The organism is Nitrospira sp., assembly GCA_035968315.1.
Lineage (GTDB): Bacteria > Nitrospirota > Nitrospiria > Nitrospirales > Nitrospiraceae > Nitrospira_D.
Genome location: JAVYIN010000010.1, coordinates 1 through 14274, shown reverse-complemented (window position 1 = coordinate 14274; position 14274 = coordinate 1). Strand labels below are relative to the sequence as shown.

Annotated in this window: 16 protein-coding genes; 8 read left to right on the top strand and 8 right to left on the bottom strand. The window is 55.0% G+C overall.

Annotated elements, in window-relative coordinates:
• Positions 1–928, top strand: a 928-nt coding sequence (locus tag RI101_14650) for a replication protein RepA (protein MEC4891288.1), incomplete at its 5' end; no start/stop codon positions are given.
• Between the two features lie 421 nt (positions 929–1349).
• Here RI101_14650 and RI101_14645 read toward each other — a convergent pair.
• On the bottom strand, positions 1350–1520 hold the full coding sequence (locus RI101_14645) for a hypothetical protein (GenBank protein ID MEC4891287.1): 171 nt from the start codon (positions 1518–1520) through the stop codon (positions 1350–1352).
• 298 nt (positions 1521–1818) lie between these two features.
• Between RI101_14645 and RI101_14640 the strand changes: the two genes are divergently transcribed.
• Both RI101_14640 and RI101_14635 read left to right on the top strand, forming a co-directional pair.
• Entirely contained in the window at positions 1819–3669 is a 1851-nt protein-coding gene (locus RI101_14640; protein ID MEC4891286.1) for a type IV secretory system conjugative DNA transfer family protein, read from the top strand.
• On the top strand, positions 3666–4202 hold the full coding sequence (locus tag RI101_14635; protein MEC4891285.1) for a hypothetical protein: 537 nt from the start codon (positions 3666–3668) through the stop codon (positions 4200–4202). The genes RI101_14640 and RI101_14635 overlap by 4 nt, the downstream gene beginning before the upstream one ends.
• Here RI101_14635 and RI101_14630 read toward each other — a convergent pair.
• Positions 4199–4483, bottom strand: coding sequence for a hypothetical protein (locus RI101_14630; GenBank protein MEC4891284.1), 285 nt, complete (start codon positions 4481–4483; stop codon positions 4199–4201). The genes RI101_14635 and RI101_14630 overlap by 4 nt on opposite strands.
• A gap of 250 nt (positions 4484–4733) precedes the next feature.
• Here RI101_14630 and mobQ point away from each other — a divergent pair, with 250 nt between their 5' ends.
• Complete coding sequence (gene mobQ / locus RI101_14625) at positions 4734–6470, top strand: MobQ family relaxase (GenBank protein ID MEC4891283.1); 1737 nt, start codon at positions 4734–4736, stop codon at positions 6468–6470.
• A 388-nt stretch (positions 6471–6858) separates the two neighbouring features.
• Here mobQ and RI101_14620 read toward each other — a convergent pair whose 3' ends face one another.
• The 3 genes from RI101_14620 to vsr all read right to left on the bottom strand — a co-directional run bounded on the left by RI101_14620 (position 6859) and on the right by vsr (position 8530).
• On the bottom strand, positions 6859–7824 hold the full coding sequence (locus RI101_14620; GenBank protein MEC4891282.1) for a tyrosine-type recombinase/integrase: 966 nt from the start codon (positions 7822–7824) through the stop codon (positions 6859–6861).
• 77 nt (positions 7825–7901) lie between these two features.
• Positions 7902–8096 carry a hypothetical protein gene (locus RI101_14615; GenBank protein ID MEC4891281.1) on the bottom strand — a complete coding sequence of 65 codons (195 nt, stop codon included), beginning with the start codon at positions 8094–8096 and terminating at the stop codon, positions 7902–7904.
• Positions 8097–8107: 11 nt separating this feature from the next.
• Positions 8108–8530, bottom strand: coding sequence for a DNA mismatch endonuclease Vsr (vsr, locus tag RI101_14610; protein ID MEC4891280.1), 423 nt, complete (start codon positions 8528–8530; stop codon positions 8108–8110).
• Between the two features lie 170 nt (positions 8531–8700).
• Here vsr and RI101_14605 point away from each other — a divergent pair, with 170 nt between their 5' ends.
• Complete coding sequence (locus RI101_14605) at positions 8701–9372, top strand: hypothetical protein (protein MEC4891279.1); 672 nt, start codon at positions 8701–8703, stop codon at positions 9370–9372.
• Here the strand turns inward: RI101_14605 and dcm are convergent.
• Together dcm and RI101_14595 are read right to left on the bottom strand one after the other, a co-directional pair.
• Positions 9369–10376: a DNA (cytosine-5-)-methyltransferase gene (gene dcm, locus RI101_14600; GenBank protein ID MEC4891278.1), complete on the bottom strand. Its 1008-nt coding sequence runs from the start codon at positions 10374–10376 to the stop codon at positions 9369–9371. The two genes, RI101_14605 and dcm, sit on opposite strands and share 4 nt — an antisense overlap.
• Positions 10373–11059 (bottom strand): hypothetical protein, encoded by a 687-nt coding sequence (locus tag RI101_14595; protein ID MEC4891277.1) that lies wholly within the window; start codon positions 11057–11059, stop codon positions 10373–10375. Before RI101_14595 ends, dcm begins: the two co-directional genes overlap by 4 nt.
• A 1171-nt stretch (positions 11060–12230) precedes the next feature.
• Here RI101_14595 and RI101_14590 point away from each other — a divergent pair.
• Positions 12231–12653, top strand: coding sequence for a hypothetical protein (locus tag RI101_14590; GenBank protein ID MEC4891276.1), 423 nt, complete (start codon positions 12231–12233; stop codon positions 12651–12653).
• Positions 12654–12711: 58 nt separating this feature from the next.
• On the opposite strand, the gene RI101_14585 is transcribed toward RI101_14590, so the two are convergent.
• Positions 12712–13062 (bottom strand): hypothetical protein, encoded by a 351-nt coding sequence (locus RI101_14585; protein ID MEC4891275.1) that lies wholly within the window; start codon positions 13060–13062, stop codon positions 12712–12714.
• A 65-nt stretch (positions 13063–13127) separates the two neighbouring features.
• Here RI101_14585 and RI101_14580 point away from each other — a divergent pair, with 65 nt between their 5' ends.
• Together RI101_14580 and RI101_14575 are read left to right on the top strand one after the other, a co-directional pair.
• Positions 13128–13787: an AAA family ATPase gene (locus RI101_14580; protein ID MEC4891274.1), complete on the top strand. Its 660-nt coding sequence runs from the start codon at positions 13128–13130 to the stop codon at positions 13785–13787.
• Positions 13784–14023, top strand: coding sequence for a hypothetical protein (locus RI101_14575; protein ID MEC4891273.1), 240 nt, complete (start codon positions 13784–13786; stop codon positions 14021–14023). Before RI101_14580 ends, RI101_14575 begins: the two co-directional genes overlap by 4 nt.
• The last annotated feature ends 251 nt before the right edge of the window (positions 14024–14274 follow it).

Below are 14274 nucleotides of genomic sequence, written 5' to 3'. Positions count from 1 at the left end.
TAAGCCGCCAAGCCACAACACGCAGCGGAGAATAGACGCGTCGCTATCCATCAAGGACAGACCGCCGGCAGGGGATGAAATCACCTATCAGCACTCCGTGTTCTGTCAGACCTCGCTTCCATACCGCGACCCCCACGAAGTCAGGGAATGGGAACGCCACCAAGGCCATGCCCATATGCTCCTCAAAGCAGGGGAGGCCTTCGACCCGTATACAAACGCATGGGTGAAGCTTGGCCTTCCCTTCGGTCCGAAACCCCGGCTCATTCTGGCCTATCTCAATACCGAGGCCATTTTGAAACAGTCCCCGGAGATCGAAGTCGAGGACAGCCTGACCGCTTTCGTCAAATCCCTACGCCTCAACATCAACGGCCACACCATCCGCATGCTCAAAGATCAGCTGACCCGGCTTTCAGCCGCGTCGGTCTTTCTGGCCTTAGCAGGGGAGGACACGGTCAAGCACCTCCGCATGAACATCGTGGAGGGCTTTGAACTCTGGATGCCCAAGAACGAAAACCAGCGCGTTCTCTGGCCGACTCGAGTCACGCTCAGCCCGAATTATTTTCAAAGCCTCAAAGAATACGCCGTTCCACTCGATATGCGGGCGATCGAAGGCCTAAAAAATAACGCCCTTGCCCTCGACATCTACGCTTGGCTTGCACAGCGTCTCTGGCGTGTCCCCACAAAAGCACCCCACTGGATTAGCTGGGCCGCTCTCCATGTCCAATTCGGGCAGGGCTATGCTCGGATGGATCACTTCAAGGAAATGTTCCGCAAAACCCTCGGCCTTGTTCAAGCCCACTATCCCAAAGCCAAGATCATTGAAGAACCCAACAAGGGCTTCTTGCTTCACAGCAGTCCCCCACCTGTTCCCAGAAAATCCAAGCTGGTTTCTGTCCCGGCATTGCCTTCCTCTGGCGGCCAGCAGTAATCCGCAAACGCTAAATCTTTGGAATCTCCAGACTCTTCCACGACAGTTTACTCACCAGCCTGTTTATAACCCTCTGAATTGAATCAACTTATCCACGACAGTTTACTGGGAGATTTCACGACAGTTTACCGGGAACGCCCACGACAGTTTGCCGGGACAACCCTATAAATAACCGATAACTCCCGATAATAGGACCCTCTGGCTTGTGGAAAAGTGGACGGGAAAAGACGCCGCCCACGTTTTCCACGAAGCCCGACAACGGGTCATAAAATTTCAATAAGAAGCTGACAGGGGAAGTAGGAGGGGAGAGCAGGCCATTAGAAAGCCCGTGAGGGCCTTCAGAGAGTTTGGACCTCCCGGACTACCCCCAAGAGCCAAAAAGCCAACAGCGAGGCAAATAACGGGATAGACGGGGGCCTTTTTAAGAAGGTCCCTGCTTGAACTCGGCCTGACGGCGGATGATGTTTTCGAGATCCGCCAAATAGAACACTCGGTCTTGTGCCGCCGCTTGAAAAATTGCCCGGAAGGTTTCACGCTTCAGAGAATCCAATTCCGCTTCTGTCATCGTTTCGAGTTTCCTAACCGTCATCATGTCAATTTCTCCTTTGCTCTGATGTTCTGACCTTGCGGCCTTCATGCCTTCTGAACAGCCGCCGGTCCCGTCCGGGCGCACTTCAGGCAGAGCGAAGCGGAGCAGGGTTTACCCCTTGCGCCCATCCAAGGACGGCCGGCAGGCTAGGCAGGGAATGAAAAGGACGAAAGGACAAGAACTCTAACAAGGAAAACGGGCAGGGGAGGTTAGGGGAGGGGAGACGACTCCGGCAGGAATACACTCTCGAAGTGGACCTTCCGAAGATCTTCTTTCCAGCAGCGCGGTTTCTTTTCTTCTTGTGGCCTTTCTGGTAAAACTCCGCGCAATGTGGCCGTTCAAGCGGAAACCAAAAACCGAAGAGGAAGCGCTACCGCCAGAACCTGAAGCACCACCACCGAAACCACCGGCGCCCGTTCTTCCTGCGCCATTACTCCCATCCACCCAGCAGCAACCAGCGTATAAGCCCGGCTTCTTTGAGCGCCACCCCGTTCTTGAACACCTTTCCCTATGGTCATTATGTTCCAGCGCCGCTTACGGCACTGTCCTCTATCTTGGCCACCCCGAAGCCTTGCCGTTAGCCCTTCTTTCAGGAACAGGCATATACGGAGGAACCTTAATTCTTACTGCAACGCTCAATAAATTAGCCGTTGCCTGTCAAAATCTCTTCACGACCCCGGTCCCTGAATATAAGGACCTTCCCTACATCCACCACAAACAGGCCTATGGCAGCGGACGCATGGCAGATCCTCAAAAAGACCGCGTTTGTCTCGGTAAATCCGACACAGGAGTTTTTTTCGGAAGGTCCACCACACAAGCCTTTACCTACACCGACCACAAGGGACGCTTTGGCCGGGAAAGAAAGATTCTTCTCGGAGGACAAGACGGCCCCTTTGTTTATTCCACGCCAAACGCCCATTGTCTCGTTTGCGCCCCGACACGATCGGGAAAGGGGATAGGAATTCTTGTTCCCACTTTGCTCGCAAATCAGAATTCTATTCTGGCTATAGACCCCAAAGGGGAGCTTGCGGCCATCACCGCCCGGCAGCGTCAGCGCCTCGGCCAGCAAGTCTTCCTCCTGAACCCTTGGCGACTGCATGAAAAACTTTTTCACAGCTACGGCCTGACACAGTTTCACAGCTTCAACCCTCTGGACATTCTCGACACCAAAGACCCGGCCATCGTTTCAAACTCAATGTTCCTTGCATCCCTGCTTGTCACCCGTTCCGCGTCCTCTGACCCCTTTTGGGACCAGTCAGCCGAAAGCCTCTTGTCCGGCCTCATGCTCTATGTGGCTGAAAAGGAACCAGCCCGAAAGAAACTGCCCCGCATTCGGCAAATCCTCAACAGGCCCCAAGAGCTAGAAAACGCCCTCATCAGCATGGCCGCATCGGAAGCTTTCCACGGCACTCTTGCCGACATGGGGCATACTTTCCTTGAAATGGCAAAGTCCGAAAAAACCAAAGCCAGCGTTATATCGACCGCACAATCTCACCTGAAGTTTTTACTCGACCCGATAGCCGCCGCCGCCCTCGATACCTCGACCTTTTCCTTTTCGACGCTGAAAGAAAAACCGACAAGTGTTTTTCTCATCATTCCCCCGGAGTATCTCCATAGCCATGCCCGTTGGCTTCGCCTCATGGTAGGGGCCGCTATGAAGGCTTTTCTCGACCCGGCCCCGGTTACGACCCGTTGCCTGTTCATTCTTGAGGAATTCGCGTCCCTCGGACACATGCAGGCCATTCAGGACGGCGTTTCCACTATGGCAGGCTACGGCATAGACTTCCTTTTCATCCTTCAGGACCTTTCCCAGCTTCAAACCTTGTACGGCAAAGCCGCAGACACCTTCATAGCCAATTCAGCCTTTCGCTTCTTCACAAACATCAGCGACATGACCACGGCCAAATATGTTTCTGACTGTCTCGGAAAATCGACCGTGACCGTGAACACCATCAACGCCACCGGAGGGCAAAACAGCGGCCTAACATCAAAGCCCGTTGCTTCGCCCGACGAGCTTCTAAGGGAAGGCATTGGCCCCGCCTACCTTTTCCAGCCGGGGACCTTTCCGACCTTGTTGAACATATATCCCTATTACAAAGACCAGAACTTTAAAACGCTTGCAGACCCCAACCCCTTCCGGCCAAAACCATGAGCGAAAAAGAACCACAAAAAGATCACCAGACGCCCGGATATAACTTCGATCCGAACCTGTCCCCGCATCTCCCTTGCCCGTTTAAAAAACCCGAACCCCGGCCCTTCGAGTTTCGCAAGTTCAAAGACCGGCTCTATGAATTGTTCACGCGCAGGGCAGAGGAATGGGGGCCAAGAGGGAGCGACGTGGTAGCCTCGGCCCGCCAACTGGCCGGGGCCTTTCTTCACGATGCAATAAAGGACTTCTCACACATGGCAAACGACGATTGTATAAAAACGCTACCCCATTATCTCGCCGTCCTCGGACAGAAAACGCACGATCAGCAGACCGTCACGGAGCTTTTCTATCTCTTCGATACGCTGGCCGACTATTACCAAGAACTCCATACCAAAAATAAAAACCCGATAGCCGCCCAGCAGCCCGCCTTCGCCCGCTATCTTTCAAAATTCCACATGACCAACCCGGAGGCGCTCGATAACGGCTATGTCCTAGCCAAACACTTTCACGAGATGCACGAACAGGGAAACCTTTAGGGCTTCGGCTTGGGCGGCTCCGGCTTTTGAGCGAAACCAAAAACAACCCGGTCCTTGTTCAGCACCAGATTCTTTTCGAGCAGATCCCAGACCTGTTTTTTAAGGCCCCCATCCGTCTCACAGGCTTTCAGAACAACAGCCCCGGTCAAAACCTTGCGCCGGGTATCAATTTTCCGGTCAACTTCCTTCTTGTGGGCTGTCACTTTCTGAAACTGCGCTTTTAACTGGGCCTCTTTCTCCTTCAACTTTTTCAGCTTTTCTTCCGGCGATATCCTAGGCATAGCCACCCCTCCATTTGTTAGCCATGTATTAATTTTCCCATGTTATTATTAAAATACGGTGAACCAAAAGCCTCCCGCAATTCAAGAAGAGGCAATCAAAGAAAAGATCAGATAACCCGAAGGGCGCACTTACGCAAACTGACGTTTGCTCCATGTGCGTTCTCATCTAGGGGGGTTCCCCCCTATGGCGAAGCCTGACCCCCCAGCAACGTAGCGCCGTTGCATTACTTTGGCGCTGGTACGGTGGACGGTGGCGATATACCATTTCTCGGTAAAGCCAATAAGCCGAAGCAACGGGCGAAGCGCCACCGCTGCCGCCGCGTATCGGGCCGGGGAGAAAATCTACGATGAGCGCACCGGGGAAACCTTCGACTACACCCGCAAAACCGGGATTCTCGTTTCCGAGATCGTCACCCCAGAAGATGTCCAAATCCCCGAATGGGCTTCCCACCGCGAGCGCCTCTGGAATGAAGCGGAGCGGGCAGAGACCCGCATCAATTCCAGAGTGGCGCGTGAGGCGGAAATCGCTTTGCCCCATGAACTCTCCCCGGATGCCCGCGAGGAACTCGCCCGTTCGCTCGCCCAGCTCATCGCCGACCGCTACAAAGTGCCGGTAGATTATTCCATTCACGAACCGGCCCGCAACGGGGATGACCGCAACCATCACGCCCATATCCTTTTTGCCACCCGCGAAATCGACGGGGACGGATTTGGCAAAAAGACCCGCGTCCTCGACGCCCACGAAACCGGCCCCGATGAAATCGACAAGCTCCGCTTTGACTGGGCCGAACTCGTCAACCGTTCCTTTGAACGCGCAGGCTTGCCCGAGCGCGTAGATCCCCGCACCCTCGAAGCCCAAGGCATCGACCGCGACCCCACCCAGCACCTCGGCCCCGACGCGACCGCCATGGAGCGAAGGGGAGAGGAAACCGCCCTTGGCGACTTCAACCGCGCCGCAGCACAGACCACCACGCCCCAGCAGGAACGCGCCAGCCAGCCCAAACCATCCGGGGACCTTTCCCGCAAAGAACGCCGGGAGCTTGTCGCAAATCTCTATTCCCAATCGGACGGCCCCGACGCCTTCCGCGAGGCACTCGCGGAGAACGGATTCATTCTCACGACCGGGGACCGGCGGCCTTTCATCCTTGTCGATAGCGCGGGAGCCACCCACAACCTCGCCCGGCTCATTCCTGATGCCACGAATGACAGCTTGCGCGAATACTTCCAGCCCATCATCGAAGAACTGTCGCCCGCGATCGACGTACAGCACGACATCATTTCCGCCAAACAGGACAGGCTCACCGGAGCCTTCAGGAAAGCAGCCGAACCTGAACCGCCCCAAGCGCCGCCCATCACAGAGACTTTCAACAAAGAGGCGGAGCCGCCGTCACCGGCAACTCCTGAACCGTCCCCGGCAGTCCCGGACGCGGCGGACAAATTCTTCACGGAACTTCAAGAGAGCGTCCTTGCCCGACAACTTGCCGAAGCCGAAACCCTCCGTCAGAAACAGGAGGCTTTCGCCCGCACCCAAGAGGAACTCTGGCAAAAGAAAATGCAGGAACAGCAAGAGAAGCTCGATCGCAAACACGAAGCCAAAAGACAACGAGAGGAAGAAGCGGCCAAGCCTACCGGCCTCAAATCCTTTGTGGAAAAGGTCCGCGACCGGATGGACCCGGACCGCATCGAAACGCGCCGCCAGGAGGCCGCACGTATCGACGCAGCGAGACAGGAGCGCGAAGCGTCTGAACGCCTCGCGCTGCAAAGCAAGCTGGCGGAGATCCTCGACAAGAAGCGCGAGGAACTCCGCCAGAAAGAACAAACGGACCGCGAGCAACTCGCCGTCCGTCAGAAAGAAGAAATCGACCGGATGATACGGGAGGAGGAAGCCCGGAAACGTATTATTGAGGAATACCGGCGCGAGCAGGAGCGCCGCGCCCGCGACATCACCCGCGAGGACAAAGAGAGGGACAGGGGAAGGGACCGATGACCGGCCAGTTTCTCAGACAAGGAGAACTGGCCCGAACCTTCAACAAAGCCGCTACAAGACAACGCCGAACCCGGTACGAGCCACGAGGCTTGCGTCCGACACGCTGATCGACTAGGGTTTTCCTGTCCTCTCCGGATCTTCTCCGGTACCATCGCGGCTTCTTCTGGGAACGTCACTATGATTGACGCGCGTAACGAAGTCGCAAAGATGCTTACGCCGGACATTATCTCCGCGATCAACAATAGAGCCAGCAAATGGGAACCCACGCCCAGTTTCCCGTTCCCTCCGCACATCTCAGGCAACTAATCCATATCCCGTTGCTGTGTATCGTAAAGGACGTTATGCAGTACTTGTGGACGTGTTAACACGTCCACGTTTTCTATCTGTCTCAGTACCGCACCCGGAACGTAGGGGAGTCTTCTGGCCGCGTCTTGCGGCGATCGTAGAGGCGGGTCGTGGACACATTGGCATGCCCAAGCCATTCTTGGACCTTGGCGATATCGGCCTCGTGAGAGAGGGCATTCGTCGCGGCAGTTGCCCGCATCGAATGCACACAGAGGCCCGTGACTTCACCATTCAGGCCCGATGCCAGCCCGTATTTTTTAACGATGTTCCGATAAATTGAATTTGGATTGAGATGCTTGTCCAATTCACCGCCGCTGTTATTTCTGACAGGTCTGAATAGCGGCCCATCGAGATCCTCGGCGTGGCCGGCCAACAGCAGGTAGCTTTCAATCAGCCGCTGCGCCTGCGGATGCAGCGGCACATACCGGATCTTGTCTCTCTTGCCCTTTACCCGAAGATGTTTCACGCCTTCCCGGCTCTGAACATCCTTAACGCGCAAGCCGCATAGCTCTTCACGGCGCATGCCGTGATAGAGCAGCGCGGCCACAATGGCCCGGTCGCGCACGCCCTTGAGCGTGTCCTCGGGCGGCGCTTCGAGCAGACGCCGTGCCTGATCGTCGGAGAGGGCAGGGGTGCTGCCCTCATTCCCGTTCGCCATCGGACGCTTCACGCCATCGACCGGGTTCCCGGCCACGGCGTTACGCTCGCAGAGATAGTCATAGAGAGACGATAGCGCCGAGAGCTTCCGCCTGATCGTCGGCGGCGACAGTTCGCGGGCTTCGAGCGTTTCACGCCACGCGATGACATGCGCCCGCGTGACCGTCCGAAATTCTTCCGGCTTTCTCAGCCCAAGATAATCTGAAAACTCCATCACGTCACATTTATACGCCCGGCGCGTTTTGTCATTGGTGATGTTCGCCAGCCACTCAAGCTCGGCTGGCACATCCGCCAGTTTTGCAAACTGCGCGGTGCTGAGAGCGCCTTGTTTCACCGGAATCAGATCTTTCAAACTCGTTCCCCCCTACCACACTGTTTAGACATGATAATGTATTTTATCATGTCTAAAAAGAGTGCAAAAAAACAGGCTCATTTTTCCCGCGTCACCAGAATCCCGAACTCCCTGTCAAACTCCATCGGAAGAATCTCGTTCGTCCCGTCCGGCGACACCATCCATTTGGAACCGCCCGTCGCCTGTCCAAGGCACACGCCTTCCTGACCTTCATAGGGACCGGCCAGAATAATCACCCGATGCCCGCTTGGGTCCGGCAATTTCTCCACCATGATCGTACCCCCTATTTAGAAAGAAACCTCAGCACACGCTTTTCCAGTTTCACTTTGTTTTGCGTTTCGCACTCCCAGACAATCAATGATTTCCAGCCCTGAGCCTTGAGTGCCGCCAGATTCTTTACGTCGCGCTCCGCATTCCTTTCTAGCTTCGCCGACCAATAGGCTACATTGGACGCAGGCCGATTCTTGCCGGCGCGGCAGTGGTGTCCATGCCAGAAACAGCCGTGAATAAAAATCACCTTGTGCCGGCCGTGAAAAACCATGTCCGGCTTGCCGGGCAGCTCCGCAACATGGAGCCGGTAGCGATAGCCCAAAGAGAACACCTGCCGGCGCACCGCCTTTTCCGGCCCCGTGTCCTTACTTTTCACACGTGCCATTATGGCACTACGCTCAGCTTCGCTTTCATGATGTTTTGATCTCGACTGCATGCCCCCTTTCCTCTTTAGCTTTCAATTCCTTCTTTTAAGTGCTAATTTCCGACACAATCTAAGCATAAGGATAAAAATATTAGAAAGTTTGACTCATAATGACAGGTCCAAAACTCAGATCAGGAGGCGTCAAAGAACCGTATCCCCTCGGAGAATTTCCCAAGGGATTCGTGCATATCGTCGCCGGTGAATTGAGCGCCGCTATCGCCACCGGCCGGGCCGACATCGAGGGCAAGGACTGGGAACAGATTTTCGCCAAGGCTATCAAAGCCGAATGGCACCCTAGCGTTGTCGGGCTGGACGATATTCTTGTCCCTGCCCTTTCCGCCGCGTGGGGAGCCAAGACGATCAAGCACGGCAAGCCCTTCACCGCGCACAACATCAGGCTCATTTCCGGCCGGAACTCACCGGCCTATTCCTATGACGTTTCCAACGTCCGTGCGCTCGACCCCGCCGAGCTTGGCGCGAAAGTCGTTGAAATCTGGAACGAGAGAGTCGCGGCCCTCTATCAGAAATACAAGACGCTCCGCACAGTGGTTTTAGTCAAAGGCCCCAACCTTCGCAGAATTTCAGTGTTCGAGAAACCGACGATCCGTTACAACCCGGAAGAATATCAATGGGCTTGGAACGCGAACCGGAATCTTGTCGCCAAGGACGCCGGCGGCGCGGGAAAATTTACTTGGCAGCCGCACGGGTCGCAATTCACCATTCACGATACCATCCCTGACTATGCCCTGAATATCGAGATCGACCCGCCGCCGCCGATCGCCACCGAGAAAATTCTTGAGATGATACGGTTTAATGAAAGTTGCTATCGTGTTATTCCTAGAACTAAGGTTTAGCCCCTTGTGCCGACCGCAGCGAGCGGTGCCGTTCTCCCATCATTATAGCTGCTACTCCGCATAGAACCTGACACCTGCGTGCGCGTCTTCTTATGTCCCATCGCGACCAACATGTTTTTAGCAATCGATTCTATGACTGGCACCGTTACCGAATTCCCGGCCTGTTGCCGCGCTTGGGCATAATTAACCACGATTTTGAAGCTATCAGGGAAGCCTTGCAGCCGTAGCATTTCCCTTTCAGTAGGCCGTCGCCGGCCGTTGACAAGAAGATAGTTGTAGGACGCGAAGGCGCGGAGCGCGCATGAATAAGGCAACGCGGAAATGTTACCACTCTTATTTTCATGCCAGACACTAGGCATAGGCGGCTTTCCGGTCACAGCTGCGAGTCGTTTCCTGATAATGTAGTCCGACGCGTGATGGCGCTTCGATACGTCCCTTTCATCTTCCAAAATATCTACTAAGTCATAAGGTGCCCCGCCAGTGGGAAAAGAGAAACCTACATCATCCTGAAAACCTACGATATATGTTCTTTCTCGCTTTTGAGGGACCCCAAAGTCTAGAGCATTCAGTATCCCCGTATGAACCTTATACCCCAAATCTTGCAACTTCTTTTGAATGACTTTATAGGTACGCCCTCCGTCATGCGTGTAAAGTTGTTTCACATTTTCGAGCAGGAATGCGCGCGGGCGCTTCACCCGCAAAATTTCCTCTATGTTGAAGAAGAGTGTCCCTCGCGTATCGGCGAAGCCTTTTTGCCGGCCTATGATGCTAAATGCTTGGCAAGGAAAGCCGCCTAACAGAATGTCATGATTTGGCACCGCTTTAGGGGCAATCTTTGTAATGTCGCCATAGGGCTTTTCCCCGAAATTCGCCGCATAGGCGATTTGGCAAGCCTCATCTATTTCAGATGAAAAGACGCAATCGCCGTTGAGTTTATCGAATGGAATCCGAATGCCGCCTATGCCGGCGAACAGGTCTATAAACTTAAAGCCTTTCCAGCTCATTTTGAGTCCTCCACCTTGACTACGAAGCCCGAATACTTTGATTTGTTGTGCTTGTCAAATTTTAGGTTGAGGGACTGGATTTCCGCCAGCTGTTTTGCTGGAAAACGATAGTAGGAGTCTCGGCCTTTCGCTCTTATGCAAAAAATCACCGCCGTAACTTCGTGCGCCACCGCCTGCGAGATTTTAAAACGATACCGATTGATCTTATACTCAGCTGTCCCTTTCACCGGCTCGGCATACCGAATCCTTACACTTCCATTGCTGCCTTCGATCTTACTAAGAGTATAAGAGCTGAACCACACACGTGATGGTTCGCTCGTCACCGGCAAAGCTAGTTCGACCACTGTATCAACGGTACTCAGGAATCCCTTGCGGATGATTTTCCCGGCTTTCAAGCAGGCCATGGCTTCGTAATACGTCATATCGGCCGACCCGCCACTGTTTATCGCCTCGATCCGCCGCCCCTTGCTAGCTCCATGTTGACGCAACGCTCGTATCTTTTCAAACGCATCGACCCCAAAGACTGCCTTCAAATTGTTACTGACACTCGTTTTACTTACCTTCACTCTCACGCTAATGGCTTTTAGCGTAAGCTTACCGTCTTTGTAGTCTTGTAGAACCTTTTCGATTCCCCCAAGACAGGCATAGCGTTCTCTATAGCGTTCTTTAAATTCCGGTTTCATCCTCGAAGCCCCATAGCGCCAATTTCTTTCATGTAATCATATCTAGCGCTAAAGCTCAAGACCGAAAAGGAGTCGCCTCAGATACCCTGACCTCTCCATCGCGCCCGCTTCTGATCGTCGCTTCTATGTCAATTGTAGGCGTCGATTTTCACGCGCACCGCCCAGAAATCCGCTTTTTACGATATTCTAGCCGCCTCCCTTTTCCCGTCAAGGAAAGCTCCGCGAGGCCTAATTGCCCCGAGGCTTCTCTCCCAAGCCACGCGGGCAAGGTTTCCGCCCCCACAGCCTCTCCTCCCCTATCGCGCCCGTTGAACTCACGGGTTGTTTCGTCTCTCTGGCCGGCGGACGCCCGCGCTCCGGCTCCATAACGCATCGCCCGCGCCAGCCAGAGCGCCGTCACGTTCGCCGCCTTCTGTTATTCCGCCTCCGCACAATGCGGCCATCCGTCGGCCAGCCTGTCCTCCTTGTTGCCCGACGTTGCCTCTCCCCTGCTCGTGAGAGAGGACAACGCGGATCAACAACAACAGGAGGACAGAAATCATGACAAAACAACCCATTCAAAAGTTCAGAGAAGGTGCGGTTCAAGTCGCCGTGTGGCAAAACGAAAGCCGCAACGGAGACTTCTATAGCCTCACCTTTCAGCGCTCATACACGGACGCGGAAGGCGCTTGGCACAACGCCACGTCCTTTCCCCTCTCCGCGCTCTATAGTCTCGCGGTTGCAATCGTGAGGGCCTATCTCTGGGTTCGCCAGAATTCGGCAGCGGAGAAAGCAGCATGAGCCGCTGCGCTCATCAGATGGAGTCTCCGGCCTCGTGCCGGGGGCTTCGTCTGTCTTCACAGTCCCACGTGTTAACACGCCAACAAGACGACACCGGACTTCTCTCAGGCTTAGGCTTTCATGCCCGTCCCTGTTTCCTTGGTCCCGCCGCCCATCACGGCCTTTCTTTCTCTGCCTCGTCTAGCTCCGGCAACCGTCTTGGCAACAGCCCGTCCGAACATCTTTCCCCTGCCTTCGGCATTCCTCGCGCAAGCAAACATCTTCGGCCTTGGCCGTCCTCCCCTGCCGGTCCGGCCCTCCGGGTGTCAGGACGGTTTGACGCCTTCGCTTTTTCACGAGCCACGAAAGGCCGCGATGGGCGCGGCCTCAACCCAAGAAAGGAAACGATCCAATGAAAACCTATCAACACATCGCTACAGTCCTTGCCCAGCTTCTCGGCAACGATACTGCCATCCGTCTCACTGTGAACGGCTTTATGCCCCTCTCCGTGGAGAACATCGGCCAATCTGCTGAAGGCAACCGCCTCATTGCCATCTCCCATACCGGAGAGCAAAACGGCGACCTTATGCGCGATCCCGAAATGGTCTTTGAGATTCACGCATGGGCTAACACCCAAGCCGCTGAACCGCTCTCCTTCCGCAACGACTACATGGGCCTCATGCAAGAGGTTTATCGCTACGACGACTCCGGCAAGAAAACTCACGTCAACGCCAGCCTGAAGCAGGAGCTAAAATCCTTTGCCCGTATGTGGTTCCGCAATCTCAAGGAACAAGGCTTTCTCGGCAAAGACGCCAACCGGGAGCGGCTCGCATGAGCCGCCACGCATTCTCACAAGCCAACGTGTTAACACGTTGGCTTGTAGTGCCCCTCCCCTACCGTTTCTTCGGTTTTGGCGTTTCTTCTGGCTCTGGCTCACGTAAAAAGCGACTTGTCAGCCTTGCTCTGACTGATTCCTCTGACCACAACAGCCGCTCGCAGCGTTTAAGCACCGTCGTGACCTTCCGTTTGATCTCTTGGCCCTTCTCCAAAGGCTTGTCGCCCTCGCACTCCATGACGATCAGGTAAATCCATTGCTCTTCGACCGACAGCACCTGCGCGATCACATCATGCTCCCCTACCCTGATAACCCGCTGCCTCTTCTTCGGCCCCCGCCTTTCCCAGACCGACTCCGTAAACCGGATAATGTCACCCTCAACAACCTCATCACACAGAACCCATGTCATCTTTCTTACACCCTTGCTTTACTACTCGTTCTCTTGTTAACATTCCCACAGGGGGACAATCACGCATGCACACAATAGCCATAATTTCCCAAAAGGGCGGGACAGGTAAAACAACACTGGCCCTTAATCTTGCCGTTGCATCCGAACTCGCCGGAAAGCCTGCACTGGTCGTGGACCTAGACCCGCAGGCCTCGGCCAAAGCATGGCACGACCACAGAACGGAGAAAACCCCCATTGTGATCTCCGCTCAGGCTTCACGACTTCATGAGGTCCTCAAGACCGCAGAAGAGAACGGAGCCGCTCTTGTGATCCTCGATACGGCCCCGCATTCCGAGAGCAGTGCGCTTGCCGCCGCCCGTGTTGCGGACCTTATCTTGATCCCGTGCAGACCCGGCGTCCTCGATATTCGGGCCATAGCCACATCCGCCGACTTGGTTCAGCTGGCCAAGAAACAGGCGGTCGCCGTTCTAAACGCCATCCCGCCGCAAGGCCATCTGCCGGACGAAGCAGGGGAGGCGATCAAGTCTTTCGGCCTTGCCGTGTCTCCGATCCGTATCACCAACCGCGCGGCCTTTGTGCACTCGCTCACGGCCTCCACAGGGGTTTCAGAATACGAGCCGGACGGCAAAGCCGCTGACGAAATCAAACAGCTTTACAAGTGGACACTCTCACAAATGAACGTGTTAACACGTCAGCAGAATAAGAAGGAGGCTCTCGCATCATGACCCGCAAAAACAACCTCGCAGAGGCAGTAAGCAAGCTTAGCCAAAATCATAAAATTACCCCGACCCAACCGCGCTCACGCTCTGGAAAGAAAACCGTTGCCGGGTATTTCGACCCCCATACGTCAAAGCAGCTCAAAATTCTCGCCGTAGAGCAGGAAAAGACGCTTCAAGACCTGTTAGGCGAAGCCCTCCAGGACCTGTTCAAGAAATACGGGAAAACGGCAGCGGCCAGATAGGGCAGGGGAGGGGAGACAGCCCTTCCGGTCTTCACCAAAAAAGGCTAATATCGGCCCCACATGACAGACAAATCAGACTTTCGCCTTATCTCGGACGTACTCCAGCTCCCTAAGCCGCCAAGCCACAACACGCAGCGGAGAATAGACGCGTCGCTATCCATCAAGGACAGACCGCCGGCAGGGGATGAAATCACCTATCAGCACTCCGTGTTCTGTCAGACCTCGCTTCCATACCGCGACCCCCACGAAGT